Origin of the sequence: Kitasatospora sp. NPDC018619, from assembly GCF_044391605.1 — a bacterium.
GTDB lineage: Bacteria > Actinomycetota > Actinomycetes > Streptomycetales > Streptomycetaceae > Kitasatospora.
Genome location: NZ_JBISAI010000004.1, coordinates 139,246 through 161,991, shown reverse-complemented (window position 1 = coordinate 161,991; position 22,746 = coordinate 139,246). Strand labels below are relative to the sequence as shown.

The following is a 22,746-nucleotide window of genomic DNA, read 5'->3' as shown; positions in this document are numbered from 1 at the left end:
CTCAGCGGTCCACGACGCGGTCGAAGTGCGTGGTGGTGTGCCGGACCTGGAGGCCGAGCTCCTCACCGATCACCGGGGGCTTGGTCTCCCCGTCCAGGAAGAGCAGCGAGACCTGCATGTGCGGCGGCTCGGCGAACCAGAGCTGCTTGCCGGCCCAGTGGAACGGCGACTTGGTCTTGTTGACGGTCGCCAGGCCGGCCCGGGCGATGCCCTTGGCCCGCGCGCCCATGCTCGCCACGTACTTGGGCGCCTCCAGCCCGATGCCGTGGGCGGTGCCGCCGGCGACCACCAGGATGTGGCCGTCGGAGGGCGCCGGGTGCTGGCGGTAGCCGTAGCGCTCGCCCTTCTGCAGCGGGGTGACGTCCAGGACGGTGGCGCGCACCTCCAGCGCGGCGTGGTCGCCGAGCCAGAGGCGGGTGCCGATCCGGGCCCGGAAGACGGTCTGCGGGTAGCGCTGGGCCAGCTGGTCCATGCCGGCCGCGCCGAGGTGGCTGACGAAGACGGTGTGCACCGGGATGCCGGCCGCCGCGGCGGTGTCCACCCAGTACGCGACCTCCTCGACCGGGTCGGAGCCGTCCGGCCGGTCCATCGGCAGGTGCAGGGCCAAGCCCTCGAAGGCGACGCCCTCCAGCTCGGCGGCGGCGGTGCGCAGGTCGGCCGCGCTCACGCCGTGCCGGCGCATGGTGGTCATGCACTCCAGCACCACCCGGGCGCCGTGCAGCGCCCGCAGCGCGTCCACGCCGGCCACCGTCCGGATCACCCGGGCGTGCGGCAGCGGGAGCACCTCCTCGCCGACCCGGTACGGGGTGAGCACCAGCAGCTCGCCGCCGTACCACTCGGCGGCGTCGGCCGCCTCGTACGCGGTACCGACGGCGAGCACCCCGGTGCCCAGCAGCGTCGCCTCCTCGGCCAGCCGGTGGTTGCCCAGGCCGTAGCCGTTCCCCTTGGCGACCGGCACCAGGCCGGGGAACTCGGCGAGGACGGAGCGCTGGTGGTTGCGCCAGCGTTCGGTGTCGAGGTAGAGCGACAGCGTCATCGGGCAGCCTCCTCAGCGGCGGGACATGTAGAGGTCGAGAGCCTTGTGCAGCAGCTTGTTGAGCGGGAAGTCCCATTCGCCGAGGTACTCGGCCGCCTGGCCGCCGGTGCCGACCTTGAACTGGATCAGCCCGAACAGGTGGTCGTTCTCGTCCAGGGTGTCACTGATGCCGCGCAGGTCGTACACCCCGCCGCCCAGGGCGTAGGAGTCGCGCATCATCCGCCACTGGATGGCGTTGGACGGCTTGACCTCGCGCTTGTGGTTGGCCGAGGCGCCGTAGGAGTACCAGACGTGCTCGCCGACCACCAGCATCGTGGTCGCCGCCAGCGGCTCGCCCTCGTGGTAGGCGATGTAGAGGCGCATGCGGTTCGGGTCCTCGGCGACGAGGGCCTTCCACATCCGCTGGAAGTACGCCAGCGGGCGCGGGGTGAACTTGTCGCGCTCGGCGGTGACCAGGTAGAGCTGGTGGAAGATCGGCAGGTCGTCGTAGCCGCCCTGGACCACCTCGACGCCGCTCTTCTCGGCCTTCTTGATGTTGCGGCGCCAGAGCTGGTTGAAGTTCTTGTGGATGTCGTCCAGCGAGCGGTTGGCCAGCGGCACCTGGAACACGTAGCGGGGCTGGACGTCGCCGAAGCCCGCGCCGCCGTCCTCGCCCTGGAGCCAGCCGGCCTTGCGCAGCCGGTCGGCCACCTCGAAGGCGCGGGCCTCGTACCAGTCGGCCTCGACGTCGCGCAGCCGCTTGGCCTGCTTGGCGGCGATGGCCTCCTTGATGGTGGGGGCGTTCCAGCGGCGGATGACCACCGGCGGCCCCATCTTCACCGAGAAGGCGCCCTGCGACTTGAGGTGCGCCAGCATCGGCGAGAGCCAGCGGTCGAGGTCGCGGTCGAACCAGTCGATGACCGGGCCCTCGGGCAGGTAGGCGAGGTAGCGCTTGAGCTTGGGCAGCTGGCGGTAGAGGACCAGGCCGGCCCCGACGAGCTGGTTGGCCTCGTCGAACCAGCCGATCGACTCGGACCGCCATTCGGCCTTCACGTCGCCCCACGACGGCACCTGCATGTGGCTGGCCGAGGCGCGGCTCCTGATGAAGGCGAGGTGCTCCTCGCGGGTGATCGTCCTCAGGCGCAGGCTCATTGCTCGGTGCTCCTCGTCGGTCGGGCTGCGGTGGCCCCAGGTTCTCGGGCTGACCTTATCGTCCGGGGCTCCGGCGCCCGTCGCTGCGGGCACGGCGGCGCCCCCGTCGGGTACCTGTCTCCTCTTGCAGATACGCGACGGGGGCGGCGAGGGTTCCGGGCGGGCCCTGTGGGCTCCGTCCCAGGAGGTCCCGGCGGGCCCGGCGGTGCCCGGCGGTGCTGGCGGTTCCAGCGGGACGCGCGGACGGCGCGGGTGGCCGCGCGGAGGCGGTGCAGGGGGCGTGCGGGGGGTGGTTCAGCCCCAGAGGCCGCCGCGGGCGACGCCGAGGTAGAAGCCGAGCGCGGAGGCGCCGAGCCCGATCATCAGGACGAAGCGTTCGGCGGTGGTGACCGAGACGAACATGCCCCACAGGCCCGTGACGATGCCGAACAGGCCGGTCCACGAGGTCAGCAGGTGCAGGTGGTGGAAGAACGAGGTCGTGAAGGCGATCGCGCCCAGCAGGACGGTGACGCCCACCAGGGTGTTCTCGCGGGGGTGCGGGTGGCCGTCGGTGTTCAGCGTGAGGGCGGGCATGCGGTGGACGGACTGGGCCATGGGTCCCACCTCCTGGCGTGGAGACGAACGGGCAGGAATCCCGTTCCGTCCAGATTGCGGTGCTTGGGTCGCTCTCACAACCCCTATGCGTTTTGTTCGGCCGTCCGGGTGCAGGTAGGCTGTGCCGTCTGCACTGGTGTAGTTGTGCCCCCTTTGCGCCCTCTTCCGGGCGACGCCCGCTTCCGGGCGGAGCGGGGCCGGCTGTCGGACCCGCCCGCTACGGTGGGCCGGAGTCGTCACTGCTCCGGTGCCGACGCTACGCACAACCCTCCTGCCACGGAGAGACCGTGGCCGCTGAGTCCAAAGGAGGTGGGTTACTCATGCGTCACTACGAGGTGATGGTCATCCTCGACCCCTCGGTCGAGGAGCGCGCTGTCTCCCCCCTGATCGAGAGCTTCCTCGCTGTCGTCCGCAACGCCGGCGGCAAGGTGGAGAAGGTCGACACCTGGGGTCGCCGCCGTCTGGCTTACGAGATCAACAAGCAGTCCGAGGGCATCTACTCGGTCATCGACCTGAAGGCCACGCCTGAGGTCGTCAAGGAGCTCGACCGCCAGCTTGGCCTGAGCGAGTCGGTTCTGCGGACCAAGGTCCTGCGCCCGGACACCCACTGAGCCACCTCTGAGGCCTTCGGGTCTCGGGTAGCTCGCGTCCGCTGTTTCACGTGAAACAGCGGTGAACGGACATCTTCCCGAGAGGTCATCACCACCATGGCAGGCGAGACCGTCATCACCCTCGTCGGCAATCTCGTCGACGACCCCGAGCTGCGCTTCACCCCGTCGGGTGCGGCGGTCGCGAAGTTCCGCATCGCGTCCACCCCCCGCACCTTCGACCGTCAGACGAACGAGTGGAAGGACGGCGAGAGCCTCTTCCTCACGTGCAACGTCTGGCGGCAGCCGGCGGAGAACGTGGCCGAGTCGCTGCAGCGCGGCATGCGCGTCATCGTGCAGGGCCGACTGCGCCAGCGGTCTTACGAGACCAAGGAAGGCGAGAAGCGGACGGTCTTCGAGGTCGAGGTCGACGAGGTCGGTCCGAGCCTGCGCTCGGCGACCGCGAAGGTCACCCGGGCCAACCGGTCCGGCGGCCCCGGTGGCGGCTTCGGCGGCCAGCAGGGTGGCGGCCAGGGCGGTGGCAACTGGGGCGGCGGTGGCGGCCAGCAGGGCGGCGGCAGCTGGGGTGGGAACTCCGGCGGCGGCCAGTCCGGCCCGTCCGACGACCCCTGGGCCTCCAGCGCCCCGTCCGGTGGCAACCAGGGCGGCGGCTGGGGTGCCCCGTCCGGTGGTGGCGGCTACTCGGAAGAGCCCCCGTTCTAAGAGCTGACAGATTTCGTGCGGCCCGGCAGCCGGCGTCCCCGGACGCCCGCCGGGCCGTGAACCCCAAATGGAGCACACAATGGCGAAGCCGCCTGCTCGCAAGCCGAAGAAGAAGGTTTGCGTCTTCTGCAAGGACAAGGTCAACTACGTTGACTACAAGGACACGAACCTGCTGCGGAAGTACATCTCCGACCGCGGCAAGATCCGTGCCCGTCGGGTGACCGGCAACTGCACCCAGCACCAGCGTGACGTCGCCACGGCCGTGAAGAACAGCCGTGAGATGGCGCTGCTGCCCTACACCAGCACCGCGCGCTAAGAGAGGGTGACCGAGTAATGAAGATCATCCTCACGCACGAGGTGCCGGGTCTCGGCTCCGCCGGCGAGGTCGTCGAGGTCAAGGACGGCTACGCCCGCAACTACCTGGTTCCGCGTGGCTACGCCATCCGCTGGACCAAGGGTGGTCAGAAGGACGTCGACGCCATCCGTCGCGCCCGCAAGATCCACGAGATCCAGACCCTTGAGGCCGCCAACGAGGTCAAGGGCAAGCTCGAGGGCGTCCAGGTCAAGCTGGCCGTCCGCTCGGGCGACGCCGGCCGTCTGTTCGGCTCGGTGACCCAGGCCGACGTCGTCGAGGCCATCAAGGCCGCCGGCGGCCCGGCGGTGGACAAGCGCGCCGTCGCGATCGCCTCGCCGATCAAGACCGTGGGCTCCCACAAGGTCTCGGTCAAGCTGCACTCGGACGTCGTGGCCAACCTCGACGTCGCCGTCGTGGCTGCCTGAGCTCCGTAGCACCAGGCCCGAGGGCCGGACTCCTCCGGGAGTCCGGCCCTCGGTCGTTTCCGGGCCCTCGGTCGGTTTCCGGGCCCGCGGCGCGGCGGCGCCTCAGCCGCGTACCGCCCCGGTCACCAGCCACCGGCCGCCGCGGGCGCGCCAGGCCAGGAAGCCGGCCCGCACCAGCATGAACAGGTTCATCGCCCACCACAGCCCGGCCAGCCCGGCGCCGGTGGCCGGGACGGCCAGGGCCGCCGGGACGAACACCGCGAGGGTCGCGAGCCCGGCCCAGGCCAGGTAGGGGCCGTCCCCGGCGCCCATCAGCACACCGTCCAGCACGAAGACGAGGCCGGCCACCGGCTGGGTCAGCGCGAGCAGCAGCAGGGCGGTGTCCAGCTGGGCCCGGACGGCCGGATCGGGCGTGAACAACGGGACGTACAGCGGGCGGGCGACCACCACCAGCAGGCCCAGCACCACCCCGGAGACGATGCCCCACTCGACCATCCGGCGGGTGGCGGCCCGGGCCCCGGGGACGTCCGAGGCGCCCAGGTAGCGGCCGATGATGGCCTGCCCGGCGATCGCGATCGCGTCCAGCGCGAAGGCCAGGAAGTTGAACAGCGCCATGGTGATCTGGTGCGCGGCCACCTGGTCGTCGCCGAGCCGGGCGGCCACCGCGGTGGCGGTCATCAGCACCGCGCGCAGGCTGACCGTCCGGACCAGCAGCGGGCCGCCGGCCTTCGCTCCGGCCCGGATGCCCGCCGCGTCCGGCCGCAGCGAGGCCCCTTCGCGGCGGCTGCCCCGGACCACCACGACCAGGTAGGCGGCCGCCATCCCGGTCTGCGCGAGCACCGTGCCCCAGGCCGAGCCGGCCACCCCGAGCCCGGCACCGTACACCAGGCCGGCGTTCAGGCCGATGTTGGCGGCGAAGCCCGCGACGGCCACCACCAGCGGCGTGCGGGTGTCCTGGAGGCCGCGCAGCACCCCGGTGGCGGCCAGCACCATGAGCATCGCCGGGATGCCGAGGGAGCTGATCCGCAGGTAGGTCACCGCGTGCGGCGCGGCGGTCGCGGAGGCGCCCAGCGCGTCGGCCGCCCAGGGGGCCAGCAGCAGGGTGAGCAGGACCACCGGTACGGCCAGGCCCAGGGCGAGCCAGATGCCGTCGATGCCCTGCTGCACGGCGCCCCGGCGGTCCCCGGCGCCGATCCGGCGGGCGACCGCCGCGGTGGTGGCGTAGGCGAGGAAGACGAACACGCCGGTCGCGGTGGAGAGCGCGGCCGAGGCGACGCCCACCCCGGCCAGCTGGGGGGTGCCGAGGTGGCCGACGATCGCCGAGTCGGCCATCAGGAAGAGCGGTTCGGCGACGAGGGCGCCGAAGGCCGGGACGGCCAGGGCGAGGATCTCCCGGTCGTGCCGGCGCCGTGAGGGGGCCGGGGCCGGGGGCGGGGACGAGGCGGTCATGGGCTCCAGGCTACTCATCCACAGGTAATGGATGTAAGTGCCTTATGACTATTACTCGAAATCCTGAGCGGTGCGGTTCGTCCGCTCTGTGCCCACAGCCGCTCCGAGCCGTGTGAAGAATTTCTCATGCACAGGCCCTGGAAGAGGTAATCCCAGGTCAAGAGGTTGACGGCGGATCGATCGTCCGGTTGTCCACAGGGACGTCCACAGGGGTGTCCACAGCTTTGCGGCAGTTCTCCACAGGAGAGGGCCGGTCGTCCACACCCCCTGTGGATAACCGCCTTGGCGTGAGGGCGTCCGGCGCCTTAGCGTGGGCCCTCCGCCCGACACTCCCGCCGCCCCCGGCGTCCGATTTGTCGGAGCCGTGGCGTACAAAGAGGAGCGGTTCCGCTCCACCCAGCCACCGGCAATCCCGCTCCACCTACGCACCACTCGCTGAACGGGGAACACGCGTGACCGGCCCCCAGTACGACGACCACGACGCCCCGCCGCCGGAGGAGGACTGGCAGACCGCCGAGGACCCCTTCCCGGCCGGTGCCTTCGACGACGCGCCCTTCCCGGACGGCCCGGGCGACCGGCTGCCGGTCTCGCGCGGCCGCGGCGAGGGGCGTCAGGGCGGTGGCCGCGACGGCTTCCCGAAGGGCGGCTCCCCGAAGGACGGCTTCCCGAAGGTGGGTTTCCAGAAGGGCGGCAAGGGCGGCCGGTCGGAGGGCGGCTGGCAGCGCCGGGACGAGGGCGACGGCGGGGGCGGCAGCGGCGGCGAGGTGGACGGCTTCGAGCGCGTCCCCCCGCAGGACCTCGCGGCCGAGCAGTCCGTCCTCGGCGGCATGCTGCTCTCCAAGGACGCCATCGCCGACGTGGTCGAGGTGCTCAAGCCGGCCGACTACTACCGGCCCGCGCACGAGATGATCCACGGCGCGATCCTCGACCTCTACGCCCGCGGCGAGCCGGCCGACCCGATCACCGTGGCCGGCGAGCTGACCAAGCGCGGCGAGCTCCAGCGCGTCGGCGGCGCCTCCTACCTGCACACCCTGGTCAACTCCGTCCCGACCGCGGCCAACGCCGAGTACTACGCCCAGATCGTCAACGAGCGCGCCGTCCTGCGCCGCCTGGTCGAGGCCGGCACCCGGATCGCCGGCATGGGCTACGCGGCCGAGGGCGACGTGGACGAGATCGTCAACGCCGCCCAGGCGCAGATCTACGCCGTCACCGAGCAGCGCACCAACGAGGACTACGCCCCGCTCGCCGACATCATGGAGGGCGCCCTCGACGAGATCGAGGCGATCGGCTCCCGGCAGGGCCAGATGTCCGGCGTCCCGACCGGCTTCGCCGACTTCGACCAGCTCACCAACGGCCTGCACCCGGGCCAGATGATCGTCATCGCGGCCCGCCCCGCGATGGGCAAGTCGACGCTCGCGCTGGACTTCGCGCGGGCGTGCTCGATCCACCACAAGCTGCCGAGCGTGATCTTCTCGCTCGAAATGGGCCGCAACGAGATCGCGATGCGCCTGCTCTCCGCCGAGGCCCGGGTGGCGCTGCACCACATGCGCTCCGGGAACATGACGGACGACGACTGGACGCGCGTCGCCCGCCGGATGCCCGACGTCAGCGAGGCACCGCTGTTCATCGACGACTCGCCGAACCTGTCGATGATGGAGATCCGCGCCAAGTGCCGCCGACTGAAGCAGCGCAACGACATCAAGCTGATCGTCATCGACTACCTCCAGCTGATGCAGTCCGGCGGCTCCCGGCGGGCCGAGAACCGCCAGCAGGAGGTCTCGGACATGTCCCGTAACCTCAAGCTGCTGGCCAAGGAGCTGGAAGTGCCGGTCATCGCGCTGTCCCAGCTGAACCGTGGCCCCGAGCAGCGGACCGACAAGCGGCCGATGGTCTCGGACCTGCGCGAGTCCGGCTCGATCGAGCAGGACGCCGACATGGTCATCCTGCTGCACCGCGAGGACGCCTACGAGAAGGAGTCCCCGCGCGCGGGCGAGGCCGACCTGATCGTCGCCAAGCACCGAAACGGCCCGACCGCGACGATCACGGTGGCCTTCCAGGGCCACTACTCGCGCTTCGTCGACATGACCCGGGACTGAGCGCGGGCCCCGGGCGTCAGACGGTGACGGTGGCGCGGAAGAGCGTGCTGCCGGTGCCGGCGAGGCGGGTCGGGGTGCCGGTGGCGGGGAGGAAGGCGGACTGGCCGCGGGCCAGGTCCAGCACGGTGCCGTCGGCGGCGGTCAGGCGGGCGCCGCCCTCGGTGCAGAGCAGGATCTGCGGGGTGCGGCCGTCGACCTCGCGCTCGGCGCCGTCCAGGACGAAGCGGGAGAGCCGGAACTCGTCGATCGGGACGGGGTAGAGCTGCTCGCCCGGGGTGCCCTCGACCGCGGCGGGCTCCAGCGGCTCGGGGGAGCCGGCCTCGAAGACCAGGACTTCCAGCAGCTCCGGCACGTCGATGTGCTTCGGGGTGAGGCCGGCCCGCAGCACGTTGTCGGAGTTGGCCTGGAGCTCGACGCAGACGCCGGACAGGTAGGCGTGCGGCACCCCGGCGCCCAGGTAGAGCGCCTGGCCGGCCCGCAGCCGGACGTGGTTGAGCAGCATGCCGGCGACCACGCCGCGGTCCTCCGGGAAGTCCTCGGCGATCCGGGCGTACGGGGCGTACTCCCCGTCCGGGTCCGTCCCCGCCAGCACCCGGACGGTCTGCCGGACGGTGGCGGGGTCCAGCGCGAGGGCGGCGGTCAGGGCGCCGCGCAGGGCCGCGGACTCCCCTCCGGCCTCCGGCCGGGAGGTGCCCCCGCCGGCGGCCAGCGGCTCGATCACCGGGGCGAGCCCGGGCACCCCGAGCCCGGCCAGCAGCCGGGCCGCCCCGGCCGGGCTGCGGAAGCCGCACAGACCTTCGAACTCGCCCAGCGCGCAGACCATTTCGGGCTTGTGGTTGGCGTCCCGGTAGTTGCGCTCCGGGGCGTCCAGCGGGATCCCGAGGGCGTTCTCGGCGGCGAAGCCGGCCCGGGCCTGGTCGAGCGTGGGGTGGGCCTGGATGGACAGCGGGGTGCCCGCGGCCAGCACCTTGAGGAGGAACGGCAGGGTCGGGCCGAACCGGGCCACGCTCGCGGCGCCCAGCTCACCCTCCGGGTCGGCCGCGATCAGCTCGTCCAGCCGGCGCGGGCCCTCGCCGCGGTCGGCGCGCGACGGGGCACCGGGGTGGGCGCCCATCCACAGCTCGGCCTGCGGCTCACCGGTCGGCCGCTGCCCGAGCAGCTCGGGCAGGGCGGTGAGCGACCCCCAGGCGTACGGGCGGACGGTGTTGACGAGCCTGTCCATGCGCGCGGTCCTACTCCTTCGCTGTCTGGGCGGCCCCGGACGTCCCGGGTCCGGATCGCCGGGGCGGGGCCCGTCGGCGCGGGAGGCCGGGCACGGGCAAGGGAAACGACCCTAGCCGACCGGTGTCTCCCGAGGGGAAACGGCGGGCACCGGGTGGGAGTGCCGCGGCCGGGCCGGTGGTTCCCGGCGCGGTAGTAGGATGCCAGGACGCAGTAGCCTCCGCCCTGCGCGCAGTTCGCCACCGGGGTCCTCCCGGCGGGTTGCCGGCGGAGCCGCGTTCCAGAGTGCGGGCGCCGGTGTTCCGAGACCCCCCGCCATCGGCCGAGAGGTTTGTACGTGACCGTGAACCAGCAGAGTTTTGCTGATCTCGGCAAGGTCCTGGTGATCATCCCGACCTACAACGAGGCGGAGAACGTCGAGCGGATCGTCGGCCGGGTCCGTGCCGCCGTCCCCGAGGCGCACGTCCTGGTCGCCGACGACAACAGCCCCGACGGCACCGGTGAGCTGGCCGACAAGCTGGCCGCCGAGGACGGGCAGGTCCACGTCCTGCACCGCAAGGGCAAGGAGGGCCTGGGCGCCGCCTACCTCGCGGGCTTCCGCTGGGGCATCGACCGGGGCTACGACGTCCTGGTCGAGATGGACGCGGACGGCTCGCACCAGCCCGAGGAGCTGGACCGGCTGCTCGGCGCGCTGCGCGGCGCCGACCTGGTGCTCGGCTCGCGCTGGGTGCCGGGCGGCCGGGTGGTGAACTGGCCCAAGTCGCGGCTGCTGCTCTCGCGCGGCGGCTCGACCTACTCGCGGCTGATGCTGGGCGTGCCGATCCGGGACGTCACCGGCGGCTACCGGGCGTTCCGCAAGGAGACCCTGCTGGGCCTGGGCATGGACGAGGTCGCCTCGGCCGGGTACTGCTTCCAGGTCGACCTGGCCTGGCGCACCGTGAAGGCCGGGTTCAAGGTCGCCGAGGTGCCGATCACCTTCGTCGAGCGCGAGCTCGGGGCCTCCAAGATGAGCCGCAACATCGTGGTCGAGGCGCTGTGGCGGGTGACCACCTGGGGCGTCGGCGACCGGCTGGCCCGCCTGCGCGGCGGCGCCCCGCGGCGCTGACCGACCGGACCCGCCCGTGGGAGGGCCCGCCCGCCGGAGCCGGTGGACGCGCCCTCCCGCACGTCCGGGCCACCCCGGCGGGCGCCGTCCGGTCCGCGGTGTGACGTCGGTCGGAGCCGGGCCCCGCCTGGCGCGCCTTCCGCGCAATCGGCCGCCGGTGCTCCCATGCTGTAGGGCGCAGGACATCCGACCGCCGACCAGAGGGAGCAGCCCGTGACGACGTCCCCGCCCGAGGAGAGCGCCGGCGCGGAGCGTGCCCAGGACGGGCCGGCCGTCCCCGCCGCGCCCTCCGGCCCCGACGGCCCGGCCGCGGGTTCCGTGCCGCCGGAGCCCGGGCAGCCGGCCCGCCCGCTGGAGGTCGCCGTCTTCACCGGCCCCGAGTCGGCGTTCTTCGCCACCTCCACGCTGATCCTCGGCGAGCGGACCGCGATCCTGGTGGACGCCCAGCTGACCCGCAGCGCCGGGCGAGAGCTGGCCGAGTGGGTCGCGGGCAAGGGCAGACGCCTGCTCGCCGTGGTGGTCACCCACCAGCACCCGGACCACTACTTCGGTGCCGAGGAGGTGCTGCGGCTCTTCCCCGACGCGCAGCTGCTGGCCGCCCCGGCCGTGGTCGAGGGCATCCGGCGCACCGTCGCCGCCAAGGTCGCGCAGTGGAAGCCGGTGTACGGCGACGACATCCCGGACCACCCGCTGATCCCCGCCCCGCTGCTGCCGCAGCCGCTGATGCTGGACCGCCAGGTGATCCCCGTGCTGCTGCTCGGCCAGGCCGACTGCGGGGACTCCACGGTCGTCCACGTGCCGAGCATCCGTACCGTGATCGCCGGGGACTTCGTCCACAACGGCACCCACCCCTGGACCGCCGACACCACCCCGGCCCAGCGCACCACCTGGGGCCACAACCTGGGCCGGATCGCCGACCTCGGCGCGGACCGGGTGATCGCCGGCCACCGGGCCCCGGGCCAGGGCGACGACGCCGCCCGGGTGCTGGCCTTCACCGGCGAGTACCTCCAGGACTTCGACCGGCTGCTGGCCGAGCACCCGGACGACCCGGAGGCGCTGGTCACGGCCATGAACGAGCGGTACGGGGAGCTGACCCTGCCGTCCTTCCTGGCCCTGGCCGCGGCGGCCAACACCGCCCGCGCGGCCTCGGCCCCGGCGCGGGGCGAGGCCGGCGGCGAGCCCGGGGCGGGCGAGTCCGCGGGCGGCGGGCCCGGGCAGGGGGAGCCCGGGCAGGGGAAGTCCGAGCAGGGCGGCGGGCCCGCGGCCGAGTAGGGCGGATACTGGCCGCATGACGCCGTACGACGCGATCGTCCCGGCGGGCGGCGGCGCCCGGCGCCTGGGCGGCGCCGACAAGCCCGGCCTGACGGTGGGCGGCACCACCCTGCTCGACCGGGTGCTCGCCGCCTGCGCGGGAGCCCGGACCACCGTCGTGGTCGGCCCGGTCCGCCCGACCGCGCGGGCCGGCGTCCGCTGGACCAGGGAGCAGCCGCCCGGTGGCGGGCCGGTCGCCGCCGTCGCGGCCGGGCTCGACCTGGTCACCGCGGACACCGTGCTGCTGCTCGCCGCCGACCTGCCCTTCCTGGACCGGTGGACGGTGGAACGGCTGGTCGCCGCCCTCGACCGGGCCGGGGCCGACGGGCAGTGCGCCGTCCTGGTCGACGCGGGCGGCCGCGACCAGCCGCTCGCCGCCGCCTACCGGACCGCCCCGCTGCGCGCCGCGCTGGCCGGCCTCGGCGATCCGGCCGGCCGGCCGCTGGGCCGGCTGGTCGGCGGGCTGGCCCGGCTGCGGGTGGCCGACACCGCCGGCGTCGCCCAGGACTGCGACACCTGGGAGGACCTGGAGCGGGCCCGCGCGCGCGACCGGAGCTGAGGCCCACCGCGCCGGCCACCGACGGGTGGGCGAAACGACGCGCCCCGCACCCGGGGGGCGGACACCTCGGTGAAACCGCCGATCGGGCAGCATGGGCGCATGGAGCGCACGCTGGAAGACTGGATCGCCGAGGTCAAGGCCGACCTGGGCATCGACCTGGACGTCGACGTCCACGGCCTGCTCGACGTGGCCCGGGTGGTCGCGCACGGGGTGGCCCGGCCGGCCGCGCCGCTGACCGCCTTCCTGATCGGCTACGCGGCCGCCCAGCGGGGCGGCGGGGCGGCGGCCGTCGCGGAGGCGGCCCGGCGGACCGAGGCCCTCGCCGAGGGCTGGGGCGCCGCCGACCGGCCGGGCGAGTCGTGAGCGCGGTCGGACAGCCGAGCGCGGCCGCACCGTCCGCCGTTCCCCGCGCGCGGAGTTGGCAGCTCGCCCGGGAGACCGCGCGGCGGGCCGGGCTGCGCCCGCTGCCCGGGCTCTGCGTCCCGCTCGCCGAGGCGCTCGGGCGCACCCTGGCCGAGCCGCTCGGGGCACTGACCGACCTGCCGGCCTTCGACACCTCCGCGATGGACGGCTGGGCGGTCGCCGGGCCGGGCCCGTGGCGGGTGGCCGGCCGGGTGCTGGCCGGACGGGCCGAGCCGGCGCCGCTGGCCGACGGCGGCGCCGTGGAGATCGCCACCGGCGCCCAACTGCCGCCCGGTGCCACCGCCGTCCTGCGCCGTGAGCACGGGCGGACGGACGGCGCGCTGCTGCACGACCGCGGCCCTCGGCCGCTGACCAACGGTCAGGACGTCCGTCCGCGCGGCCAGGAGTGCCGCCGGGGCGAGGAGTTGCTGCCGGCCGGCACGCCGGTCGGGTCGGCCGTGCTCGGCCTGGCCGCCGCCTGCGGCCACGACCGGCTTCCGGTCCACGGCCGACCGGAGGTCCAACTGCTGGTGCTGGGGGACGAGTTGCTCACCTCCGGGGTGCCCGGGCCGGGTCTGGTGCGGGACGCGCTGGGGCCGCTGCTGCCGCCCTGGCTGCGGGCCGCCGGGGCCGGTACGCCCGAGGTCCGCTACGTCCGGGACGACTTCGGGCTGCTCCGGGACGCGCTGCGGCACTCCACCGCCGACCTGGTGGTCACCACCGGCGCAACCGCCGCCGGCCCGGTCGACTTCCTGCACCGGGCGCTCACCGAGGCCGGGGCCCGGCTGCTGGTGGACGGCGTCGCGGTGCGGCCCGGGCACCCCATGGTGCTGGCCGAACTGCCCGGCGGCCGCCACCTGGTGGGCCTGCCGGGCAACCCGCTGGCCGCCGTCGCCGGGATGGTCACCCTCGTCCTGCCGCTGCTGCACGCCCGCGGCGGACGGACCGTCGGCGCGCCCGTCCTCGCCCCGGCCGCGGTCGACCTGCCGGGGCACCGGACGGACACCCGGCTCCAGCCGGTCCGGCGGGCGGCCGAGGGCGTCCTGCCGCTGGCCTTCGACGGACCGGCGATGCTGCGCGGGCTCGTCCGGGCCGAGGCGCTGGCCGTGGTGCCGCCCGGCGGGGCGGCGGCGGGGGAGACGGTCGAACTGCTGGAGGTGCCGTGAACCGGATCCGACGCACGATGGCGCCCGGCACCGAGCCCTGGGCGGACGCCGGGATCGTGCTGCCCGCCCGCCGGGCCGAGCCCGCCGTCCGGCAGGTCGGCTCCCGGCTGCTGCTGGCGCTCGCCGTGCTGGTCGCCACCACGTTCATCGTCTGGTTCGACCGGGACGGCTACAACGACAACGCCGGGGGCGGGGTGAGCTTCCTGGACGCGGCGTACTACGCCACCGTGACGCTCTCCACCACCGGGTACGGCGACATCACCCCGTACAGCGACACCGCCCGGCTCACCAACATCTTCGTGATCACCCCGCTGCGCGTGGTGTTCCTGATCATCCTGGTCGGCACCACCCTGGAGGTGCTCACCGAACGGACCCGCCTGCAATGGCGGTTGAACCGCTGGAGGTCCACCGTGCGCGAGCACACCGTCGTCATCGGCTACGGGACGAAGGGCCGCAGCGCCGTCGACACCCTGCTCGGACAGGGAGTGCGGAAGGAGGAGATCGTCGTCGTCGACCCGCAGCGCAAGGTGATCGACCACGCCGCCCAGCACGGACTGGTCGGGGTGGTCGGCGACGCCACCCGCACCGACACCCTGGTGCGCGCCGCACTGCCCACCGCCGCGCGGGTGGTGGTGGCTCCGGAACGGGACGACACCGCCGTGCTGATCACCCTGACGGCCCGGCAGCTGAACAAGGCCGCCACCGTGGTCGCCGCCGTCCGGGAGGACGAGAACGCGCCGCTGCTGCGGCAGAGCGGCGCCGACGTGGTGGTGACCAGCTCCAGTTCGGCCGGGCGGCTGCTCGGGATGTCGATGCTCAGCCCGCACGCCGGTGCGGTCATGGAGGACCTGCTGACGTACGGCAACGGGCTGGACGTGGTGGAGCGGCCGGTCACCCGGGCCGAGGCCGGGCACAGCCCGCGCGAGTGCGCGGACCTGGTGGTCGCGGTGGTCCGGGGCCGGCGGGTGCTCAACTACACCGAGCCGGAGGCCGCGGTGCTCCAGCTCACCGACCGGGTGATCGTCATCAAGTCCAGCACGGCGGCGCCGGCCGGTTGAGCCGTACCGGCTGCCCGGCGGGGGCCGTACGCCGGCGCCGTGCCGATCGCCCGCGTCGCGCCGTCGGACGGCCCCGGCCCGCAGTAGGTTCGGGGCATGCATGCGATGACGATTCCCGTACCCGGCGGCCCCGAGGCACTGGTCTGGGCCGAGGTGCCCGACCCGGTGCCCGCCGAGGGCGAGGTCCTGGTCGAGGTGGCGGCCACCGCCGTCAACCGGGCCGACCTGCTCCAGCGGCAGGGCTCCTACAACCCGCCGCCCGGCGCCTCGCCCTACCCGGGGCTGGAGTGCGCCGGGCGGATCGTCGCGCTCGGCCCCGGGGTCTCCGGCTGGGCGGTCGGCGACGAGGTGTGCGCGCTGCTGGCCGGCGGCGGCTACGCGCAGCGGGTCGCGGTGCCGACCGGGCAGCTGCTGCCGCTGCCCGCGGGGCTGTCCGCCGAGCAGGCCGCGGCGCTGCCCGAGGTCGCCTGCACGGTGTGGTCCAACGTCTTCCTCACCGCGCACCTGCGGCCCGGGGAGACGGTGCTGCTGCACGGTGGCGCGAGCGGGATCGGGACGATGGCGATCCAGCTGGCCAAGGCGGTCGGGGCCCGGGTCGCCGTCACCGCGGGCGGCCCGGAGAAGCTGGCGCGCTGCGCCGAGCTGGGCGCGGACATCCTGGTCGACTACCGCGAGCAGGACTTCGTGGAGGTGGTCCGGGAGGCCACCGGCGGGGCCGGGGCGGACGTGGTGCTGGACATCATGGGCGCCAAGTACCTCCAGCGGAACGTGGACGTGCTGGCGGTCAACGGGCGGCTGGTGATCATCGGACTCCAGGGCGGGGTGAAGGGCGAGCTCGACCTCAACACGCTGCTGCGCAAGCGCGGGGCGGTGATCGCCACCAACCTGCGCGGGCGGCCGCTGGCGGAGAAGGCGGCGATCGTCGCGGCGGTGCGGGAGCACGTGTGGCCGCTGGTCGAGTCCGGGGTGGTCAGGCCGGTGGTGGACCGGGTGCTGCCGCTGGCCGAGGTGGCCGAGGCGCACCGGGTGCTGGAGCGCGGGGAGCAGGTCGGGAAGGTCGTGCTGCGGGTCTGAGCGGGGCGGCGCCCGGTGGCGGGGCCGGGGGCCGGGGCGCAGGGGCACGGGCGGCCCGACGTGCCGTAGCGGTCGGGCCGTGCGAATCTGGTCCGGAGCAGTCCCGCCGCCGATCCCGCCCCCGGGCGCCGTCGGCCGTCGGAAGGACTCCGACCGTGGCCGCATCACCGTACGCATCCCTCGGGCCGCTGCCCGTGACGAAGCACCACCGTCGAACTCCCGCCCGCGGTACCTCCCCGCGCTGCCCGGGCCGCGGCCGCCGGCTGGTCGCGGCGGCCGTGCTGGGGCTCGCGCTCCCGCTGGCCGCCGCCCCGGCGGCGGCCCTGCCCGTGCCGGGGGTGCTCTCGCTGCCCACGGCCTTCCCCCCGCCGCAGGCGGATCCGGGCGGGCCGGGCGCCGAGCCGGGCATCGAGCCGGGCGCAGACCAGGACGCGGACCGGGCCGCGGACGGGCCGAGGGCCCTGCCACCGCGCCGGCCGGGGCCGCGTCCGCACCCGGGCGGCGGTCTCCCGCCGGGGCACCGGCACCGCCCGGCCTCGGCGCCCGAGCGCTCCGAGGCCGCCCCGGACCAGGCGCCGGACCAGGCACCGGAGCAGGCCCCCGAGCAGGTTGCCGAGCAGGCACCGGACCAGACCCCCGAGCAGGCACCGGAGCAGGTTGCCGAGCAGGCGCCGGAGCAGGCCGCCGACCAGGCTCCCGAGCAGGGCAGCGAGGCCGAGCAGCCGCAGCCGGAGCCGGACACCGCCGAGGGGCAGACCCCTGGCGACGCCGCCCCGGACCGGACCGCCCCCGACCCTGCCGCGGCCGTCGCCGGACAGCCGGTGGCGGCCGTCGCCGGCGTGCCCACGGTCTTCCCCGCCCGCTGGCAGGACGCCTCCACCACCCAGCTCCCGCTCGGCGTCGGCCTGGGGCTGATCGGCTGCGGCCTGGGCCTGGTCGGCGTGCGGCTGCGCAAGGGCTGAGGGCCGCTGCGAGGGCTGAGGGCGGCGAGGACGGAGGGGCGGCGCCCGGCCGCGCGGCCGGGCGCCGCGCGGGAACTGAGTACCCGTACGGATACCGGCGCGGGGCCCGGGGGCGTACCGTCGTCACAGGTGGCGCAGGACGGCGGGACACCGGGGGCTTCCGCCCGACCAACCCCAGTGAGAGAGAATGTTGTTCATGACGAATCCGATGAACGAGCGCCCGTCGCAGGAGCCCTTCCGGGCCGCCGGCGGGCAGTCGCAGGACGGCCAGAAGGTGCTGATCGTCGGACCGGACGGGCTGCCCGTCGGCCAGGGGTTCGCCGGTGCGGCCGGGGACGGGGACGACGAGGGCGACGCACCGCGTGAGCTCCCGGTGACCGAGATGGTCGAGCAGCCGGCCAAGGTGATGCGCATCGGCAGCATGATCAAGCAGCTGCTGGAAGAGGTCCGGGCGGCGCCTCTCGACGAGGCGAGCCGGGTCCGGCTGAAGGACATCCACGCGAGCTCGATCAAGGAGCTCGAACTGGGGCTGGCTCCGGAGCTGGTCGCCGAGCTGGAGCGGCTGTCGCTGCCGTTCACCGACGACACCATCCCGACCGAGGCCGAGCTGCGGATCGCCCAGGCCCAGCTGGTCGGCTGGCTGGAGGGCCTGTTCCACGGCATCCAGACCGCCCTGTTCGCGCAGCAGATGGCGGCGCGGGCCCAGCTGGAGCAGATGCGGCGGGCGCTGCCGCCCGGCCTGACCAGCGGCGAGGCGGACGAGGACGAGCCCGGCCAGGGCCGCGGCACCCGCTCCGGCCCCTACCTGTAGCCGCGCCCGGCGGGGTACCCGCCGGTAGCCGGGGCCCGGTCCGTCCGGTCCCGCCCGGCCGCCGCCGGCCGGACGCACCGGGACGGCCCGTCCCGGGCCGGGCCGCCGGGACCGGGGGACGACGGCCCGCGGCCCTGGACCGATCACCGTCGGCGCGAGCCGATACCCTGGCCCCTGTCGCCGCCGGTGGAACCGCCGCGGCAGGGGTCCGCCAGGCCAGCGGGCCGGGCCCACCACGCACGGACGAGACCGAACGTCAGGCTGCGGCGAGCACGCCCGCGCCGAGGGGGAGCAGAGGACCATGAGCGAGCAGGGCAACGCGGCGGTCGAGGGCTTCTCCCTGGGCAACGGGCGCTACGTGCTGCAGCGGCTGCTGGGCGAGGGCGGCATGGCCTCCGTGCACCTGGCCCACGACCGCGTGCTGGACCGGCAGGTCGCGCTGAAGAGCATGCACAGCGAGCTGGGCCGGGACGACTCGTTCAAGGAGCGGTTCCGCCGCGAGGCCCAGGCGGTGGCCCGGCTGGAGCACCCCAACATCGTCACGGTGTACGACAGCGGCGAGGACGTCGCCCCGGACGGCTCCAGCACGCCGTACATCGTCATGCAGCTGATCGACGGCAAGGGCCTGCGGGACGCGATCAACGAGGCGGTCGGCCAGTACGGCGCGATGCCGGCCGAGGAGGCCCTGAAGGTCACCGTCGGCGTGCTGAACGCGCTGGAGGCCTCGCACGACATGGGCCTGGTGCACCGCGACATCAAGCCCGGCAACGTCATGTTCGACCGCAAGGGCAACGTCAAGGTCATGGACTTCGGCATCGCCCGGGCGCTGGAATCGGGCGTCACGTCGATGACCCAGACCGGCATGGTGGTCGGCACCCCCCAGTACCTCTCGCCCGAGCAGGCGCTCGGCAAGCCGGTGGACGCCCGCTCCGACCTCTACTCGGTCGGCGTGATGCTCTTCGAGATGGTCACCGGGCAGCTGGTCTTCGACGGGGACTCGGCGTTCTCGATCGCCTACAAGCACGTCCAGGAGGAGCCGCCGGCCCCCTCCACCCTCAACCGCGCGATCACCCCCGAGGTGGACGCCTTCGTCGCCCGGGCGCTGCGCAAGGACCCGGCGCACCGGTTCCAGAGCGCCGCGGAGATGCGGGACGAGGCGGAGCGGCTGATCGCGGCCGCCAAGGGCGGCGGCAGCGGGCACAAGCTCCAGGCCAGCACCCCGCTGGTGATCAACGAGGGCCCGCGCGCGGTGCACGCCGCTCCGCAGGCCCCGCAGACGCCCGCGCCGCAGTACCCCCAGCAGGGCGGCGCGCAGCCGCAGTACCGGACGCCGCCGCCCGCCTACCAGACCCCGCAGCCGCAGGCCCCGCAGGCGCAGTACCGGACCCCGCCGCCGGCCTACCAGACCCCGCCGCCCGCCTACCAGGCGCCGCACACGCCCCACCCGCAGTTCCTCCAGCAGGGGGCGCCGCAGGCGCACACCCCGCCGCCGCGGCCGGTGCCGCCGTACCAGCAGCCGAAGGCGGCCGGCGGCGGCTGCTCGACGGCCGTGGTCGTGATCGGCATCATCGTCGGCGTGCTGGTGCTCGCGGGCATCATCATCGCGATCGTGGTCAACAAGGCGAACGAGAAGACCGGCGGAAAGTTCGGCCACGCACAGAGCCCCGCAGCCGTGCTGGTCCTCGACGCCCCCGCCGACCGCAATGGCCTGCTCTGACGGTTTCCGGCCGGTTCGGGGGTGCCACGGTCGTCCGCCGGAAGCGGTAGCGTTCGGGGATACGTAAGCGACAGGGCACCGCGATCCGAGCGAACGCCCGGGGCGAGGAGCGATGGCACAGACGCAGCAGCCGGACGACGACGCGGGTGTCCGGGCGGTCGGCCGGACCGGCGCGAGCCCGAGGATTCCCGAGCCCGGCGGCGAGGCTCCCACCTCGGCGCTGCCGCCGGTCGCCGCGGGCGGCCCGCAGACCCCGGGCCGCGGCACCGCCGTGCCGCTCAGCACGGTCGGCGACGGCCGCTACCGGCTGACCCACCGGCTCGGGCGCGGCGGCATGGCCGAGGTGTTCGCCGCCGAGGACGTGCGGCTCGGGCGCACCGTGGCGGTCAAGCTGCTGCGCGGCGAGCTGGCCCAGGACGACGTCGCCCGGCTGCGCTTCACCCGCGAGGCGCACGCCGTCGCGGCGCTCAACCACCATTCGATCGTCGCGGTCTACGACACCGGCGAGGAGTACGTCGGGGACGAGTCCACGCCGTACATCGTGATGGAGCTGGTCGAGGGCCGCACCGTCCGCGAGCTGCTGGCGGACGAGGAGGCGCCGCCGGTCGACCAGGCGCTGATCATCATCGCCGGGGTGCTGGAGGCGCTCGCCTACAGCCACCGCAGCGGCATCGTCCACCGCGACATCAAGCCCGCCAACGTGATCATCACCAACACCGGCGCGGTCAAGGTGATGGACTTCGGCATCGCCCGGGCGCTGACCGGCGGGGCCACCACGATGACCCAGACCGGCATGGTCATGGGCACCCCGCAGTACCTGTCGCCCGAGCAGGCGCTCGGCAAGCCGGTCGACCACCGCTCGGACCTGTACGCGGCCGGCTGCATGCTCTACGAACTGCTCACGCTGCGCCCGCCGTTCACCGGCGACACCCCGCTGTCGGTGGTCTACCAGCACGTCCAGGACCCGCCGGTGCCGCCCTCGCAGGCCAACGGCCGGGTGCCGACCGGCCTCGACCCGCTGGTGCTGCGCTCGCTCGCCAAGAACCCGGACGACCGCTTCCAGGACGCCGACGAGTTCCGCGCCCACGTCCAGCACGCGCTGCGCGAGATGCACGGCGCGGGCGGGGCCGCCTGGGCCGGCGCGGGCGACACCGGCGCGACCCAGGTGCTGCGGCCGGACCAGACCGCGGCCACCGCGGCCTTCGGCGCCGTGCGCCCGGGCGACCAGACCTCCGTGCTGCCGTACCCGACGGGCGGCGCGCACACCGCCTACCCGGCTGCGCCCGGCGGGTACGGGGGCGACGGGCAGGGTGAGGACGGCGACGGCCACGGCCAGGGGCGCCGGCGCGGGCCGTGGGCCTGGGTGGCCGGTGCGATCGCCGTGGTGGTCGCGGCCGGCGCGGGCATCGCGTTCGCGTTCAGCGGCGGCGACAAGCCCGACCACTCGGTGCCCCCGACGCAGCCCCCGGCGGTCACCAGCACCGAGACCGTCGCGCCGTCCCAGAGCGGCGGGGTGACGACCCCGCCGCCGTCGTCCTCCGGCGGCCGGAAGACGCAGCAGCCGAGCGACCCCAACGGCACCAACGGCACCGGCAGCTGGAACAACGGCACCAACATGTCGCCCTCGCCGGGCCCGTCCAGGCACACGTCGGCCCCGACGCCCACCCCGACGCCCACCCGCAGCTCGACCGGGACGGCGCCGGCCACGACGGCGCCGGCCTCGACGGCGCCGCCGGCGACCTCCGGCCCCACCGGGGGCGCGACGAAGCCGCCGCCGGACACCAAGACGACGGTCCCGGTCGTCCCGTAGCCGCCCGGCGCGGCCCTACGCAGCCGCCCCGGCTCGGTCAGTTGGCGAAGGCGTCCAGGACCTGCTCGTACTCCTGGCACCACCACGCCAGCTGGCCGGCCGAGGCGGGGTAGAGCGCGTCCGCCCGGTGGTCGGCCCGCTGGTAGCGCCACTGGAGCATCCAGAAGTCGTTCAGCCGCTCCCACCAGACCCGGTGGACGGCGGCGGCCAGGTGTTCGGCGGTGGCGGCGCCGGAGGCCCGGTAGGCCTGCGAGTAGCGGCGGACCCGCACCAGGTCGAGCACGCCGGAGGCCCGGTCGTTGAAGAGCAGCGTGGCGGCCCGTACGGCCTCCTCGGCGCGCGGCTGCGGGCCGAGCTTGTCCCAGTCCAGGACGGCCGCCACCCGGCCGCCGCGGGTGTCCCACAGCAGGTTCAGGCCGTGGAAGTCGCCGTGGGTCCAGCCGGTGGGCGGGGCGGCCTCCGGAGCGGGGCGGCGCCCGGCGTGCTCGGCGAGCAGTTCCAGCCGTTCCGTGAGCCGTTCCACCACCAGGGCGTCCAGGTCCCCGGCCGGGTGGTGCTCCCGGGCGCGGCGCCGCAGCTCGCGGGCGAGTCCGGCGCTGTCCACGGGGTCGGCGCTGGCGTAGCCGGCCGGTTGTTCGAGTGGGGCGCACACGTCGTCGAGTGCGCCGTGCAGCTGGCCGAGCAGCGCGCCGAGCGCGTCGCACTGCGCGGGGTCGAGCTCGTCGCCGTGCCGGTGCCGGCCGTCGACCCAGGGGAACAGCGCGAACATCCGGCCGCCCCAGGCGGCCACCGTCCCGGACCGTCCGGCGCAGGCCAGCGGGGGTGCGACGGGCAGTCCGAGGGTGTGCAGCGCGGCCATCGCGCGGTGGTGGGCGAGGATCTTCGGACGGCTGGCGGTGGCGGAGTCGACGTAGCACTTCAGGAAGTACGGACCGGCCTCGGTGGTGACCAGGTACCCCCGGTTCAGCAGGCCCTCGGCGACGGGTTCGGCGGTCAGCAGCCGGCCCACCCGGTAGCGGGCCAGGACCTCGGCGAGCGCCTCCCTCGGTACGGGTGGACTGAGGGTCCCCATCGGCGGTGCGGAGGGATCGGGGCGGGCCGGGGCGCAGGCGAGGGTCTGGCTGAAAGTCACGTGCAGAGGTTATGGCCTTCTT

Annotated in this window: 20 protein-coding genes and 1 pseudogene; 15 read left to right on the top strand and 6 right to left on the bottom strand. The window is 74.6% G+C overall.

The annotated features are described in order from the left end of the window. Nucleotide 1: 1 nt before the first annotated feature. The 3 genes from ACH5AR_RS07950 to ACH5AR_RS07940 form a co-directional block, all read right to left on the bottom strand. Nucleotides 2-1,036 (bottom strand): alanine racemase, encoded by a 1,035-nt coding sequence (locus ACH5AR_RS07950; protein WP_396300497.1) that lies wholly within the window; start codon nucleotides 1,034-1,036, stop codon nucleotides 2-4. A gap of 12 nt (nucleotides 1,037-1,048) precedes the next feature. Beyond that, on the bottom strand, nucleotides 1,049-2,167 hold the full coding sequence (locus ACH5AR_RS07945) for a lipid II:glycine glycyltransferase FemX (protein WP_396300496.1): 1,119 nt from the start codon (nucleotides 2,165-2,167) through the stop codon (nucleotides 1,049-1,051). Nucleotides 2,168-2,461: 294 nt separating this feature from the next. Next, nucleotides 2,462-2,761: a hypothetical protein gene (locus ACH5AR_RS07940; RefSeq protein WP_396300495.1), complete on the bottom strand. Its 300-nt coding sequence runs from the start codon at nucleotides 2,759-2,761 to the stop codon at nucleotides 2,462-2,464. A gap of 320 nt (nucleotides 2,762-3,081) precedes the next feature. On the opposite strand from ACH5AR_RS07940, the gene rpsF reads away from it, so the two are divergent. The 4 genes from rpsF (at nucleotide 3,082) to rplI (ending at nucleotide 4,851) form a co-directional block, all read left to right on the top strand. Next, nucleotides 3,082-3,372 carry a 30S ribosomal protein S6 gene (rpsF, locus tag ACH5AR_RS07935; RefSeq protein ID WP_396247356.1) on the top strand — a complete coding sequence of 97 codons (291 nt, stop codon included), beginning with the start codon at nucleotides 3,082-3,084 and terminating at the stop codon, nucleotides 3,370-3,372. A gap of 96 nt (nucleotides 3,373-3,468) precedes the next feature. Next, a complete protein-coding gene (locus tag ACH5AR_RS07930) occupies nucleotides 3,469-4,071 on the top strand; it encodes a single-stranded DNA-binding protein (RefSeq protein ID WP_355256562.1) in 603 nt (200 codons plus the stop codon). A 79-nt stretch (nucleotides 4,072-4,150) separates the two neighbouring features. Beyond that, nucleotides 4,151-4,387, top strand: coding sequence for a 30S ribosomal protein S18 (gene rpsR / locus ACH5AR_RS07925; RefSeq protein WP_030059640.1), 237 nt, complete (start codon nucleotides 4,151-4,153; stop codon nucleotides 4,385-4,387). Nucleotides 4,388-4,404: 17 nt separating this feature from the next. Further along, nucleotides 4,405-4,851 (top strand): 50S ribosomal protein L9, encoded by a 447-nt coding sequence (gene rplI, locus ACH5AR_RS07920; protein ID WP_396300494.1) that lies wholly within the window; start codon nucleotides 4,405-4,407, stop codon nucleotides 4,849-4,851. 102 nt (nucleotides 4,852-4,953) lie between these two features. Here the strand turns inward: rplI and ACH5AR_RS07915 are convergent, their stop codons facing one another. Further along, entirely contained in the window at nucleotides 4,954-6,300 is a 1,347-nt protein-coding gene (locus ACH5AR_RS07915; protein ID WP_396300493.1) for an MATE family efflux transporter, read from the bottom strand. A 578-nt stretch (nucleotides 6,301-6,878) separates the two neighbouring features. On the opposite strand from ACH5AR_RS07915, the gene dnaB reads away from it, so the two are divergent. Continuing rightward, a complete protein-coding gene (dnaB, locus tag ACH5AR_RS07910) occupies nucleotides 6,879-8,396 on the top strand; it encodes a replicative DNA helicase (protein WP_396300727.1) in 1,518 nt (505 codons plus the stop codon). Between the two features lie 16 nt (nucleotides 8,397-8,412). Here dnaB and manA read toward each other — a convergent pair whose 3' ends face one another. After that, entirely contained in the window at nucleotides 8,413-9,618 is a 1,206-nt protein-coding gene (gene manA, locus ACH5AR_RS07905) for a mannose-6-phosphate isomerase, class I (protein WP_396300492.1), read from the bottom strand. A gap of 336 nt (nucleotides 9,619-9,954) precedes the next feature. Here manA and ACH5AR_RS07900 point away from each other — a divergent pair, with 336 nt between their 5' ends. The 10 genes and pseudogenes from ACH5AR_RS07900 (at nucleotide 9,955) to ACH5AR_RS07855 (ending at nucleotide 21,592) form a co-directional block, all read left to right on the top strand. Beyond that, on the top strand, nucleotides 9,955-10,722 hold the full coding sequence (locus tag ACH5AR_RS07900; protein ID WP_396300491.1) for a polyprenol monophosphomannose synthase: 768 nt from the start codon (nucleotides 9,955-9,957) through the stop codon (nucleotides 10,720-10,722). 213 nt (nucleotides 10,723-10,935) lie between these two features. Next, complete coding sequence (locus tag ACH5AR_RS07895) at nucleotides 10,936-11,994, top strand: MBL fold metallo-hydrolase (protein WP_396300490.1); 1,059 nt, start codon at nucleotides 10,936-10,938, stop codon at nucleotides 11,992-11,994. A 16-nt stretch (nucleotides 11,995-12,010) separates the two neighbouring features. Further along, nucleotides 12,011-12,955: pseudogene (locus ACH5AR_RS07890) on the top strand (NTP transferase domain-containing protein). Beyond that, nucleotides 12,952-14,160: a molybdopterin molybdotransferase MoeA gene (locus ACH5AR_RS07885; protein WP_396300489.1), complete on the top strand. Its 1,209-nt coding sequence runs from the start codon at nucleotides 12,952-12,954 to the stop codon at nucleotides 14,158-14,160. The pseudogene ACH5AR_RS07890 and the gene ACH5AR_RS07885 overlap by 4 nt, the downstream one beginning before the upstream one ends. A gap of 17 nt (nucleotides 14,161-14,177) precedes the next feature. Beyond that, entirely contained in the window at nucleotides 14,178-15,218 is a 1,041-nt protein-coding gene (locus ACH5AR_RS07880) for a potassium channel family protein (protein WP_396300726.1), read from the top strand. Between the two features lie 96 nt (nucleotides 15,219-15,314). Continuing rightward, complete coding sequence (locus ACH5AR_RS07875) at nucleotides 15,315-16,292, top strand: NAD(P)H-quinone oxidoreductase (RefSeq protein ID WP_396300488.1); 978 nt, start codon at nucleotides 15,315-15,317, stop codon at nucleotides 16,290-16,292. Nucleotides 16,293-16,447: 155 nt separating this feature from the next. Continuing rightward, a complete protein-coding gene (locus ACH5AR_RS07870; RefSeq protein ID WP_396300487.1) occupies nucleotides 16,448-17,254 on the top strand; it encodes a hypothetical protein in 807 nt (268 codons plus the stop codon). A 196-nt stretch (nucleotides 17,255-17,450) separates the two neighbouring features. After that, complete coding sequence (locus tag ACH5AR_RS07865) at nucleotides 17,451-18,065, top strand: bacterial proteasome activator family protein (RefSeq protein ID WP_396300486.1); 615 nt, start codon at nucleotides 17,451-17,453, stop codon at nucleotides 18,063-18,065. Between the two features lie 301 nt (nucleotides 18,066-18,366). Next, complete coding sequence (locus tag ACH5AR_RS07860; RefSeq protein WP_396300485.1) at nucleotides 18,367-19,782, top strand: protein kinase; 1,416 nt, start codon at nucleotides 18,367-18,369, stop codon at nucleotides 19,780-19,782. A 112-nt stretch (nucleotides 19,783-19,894) separates the two neighbouring features. After that, entirely contained in the window at nucleotides 19,895-21,592 is a 1,698-nt protein-coding gene (locus tag ACH5AR_RS07855) for a protein kinase (RefSeq protein ID WP_396300484.1), read from the top strand. A gap of 37 nt (nucleotides 21,593-21,629) precedes the next feature. Here the strand turns inward: ACH5AR_RS07855 and ACH5AR_RS07850 are convergent, their stop codons facing one another. Then, nucleotides 21,630-22,724 carry a phosphotransferase gene (locus ACH5AR_RS07850; RefSeq protein WP_396300483.1) on the bottom strand — a complete coding sequence of 365 codons (1,095 nt, stop codon included), beginning with the start codon at nucleotides 22,722-22,724 and terminating at the stop codon, nucleotides 21,630-21,632. Between the last annotated feature and the right edge of the window lie 22 nt (nucleotides 22,725-22,746).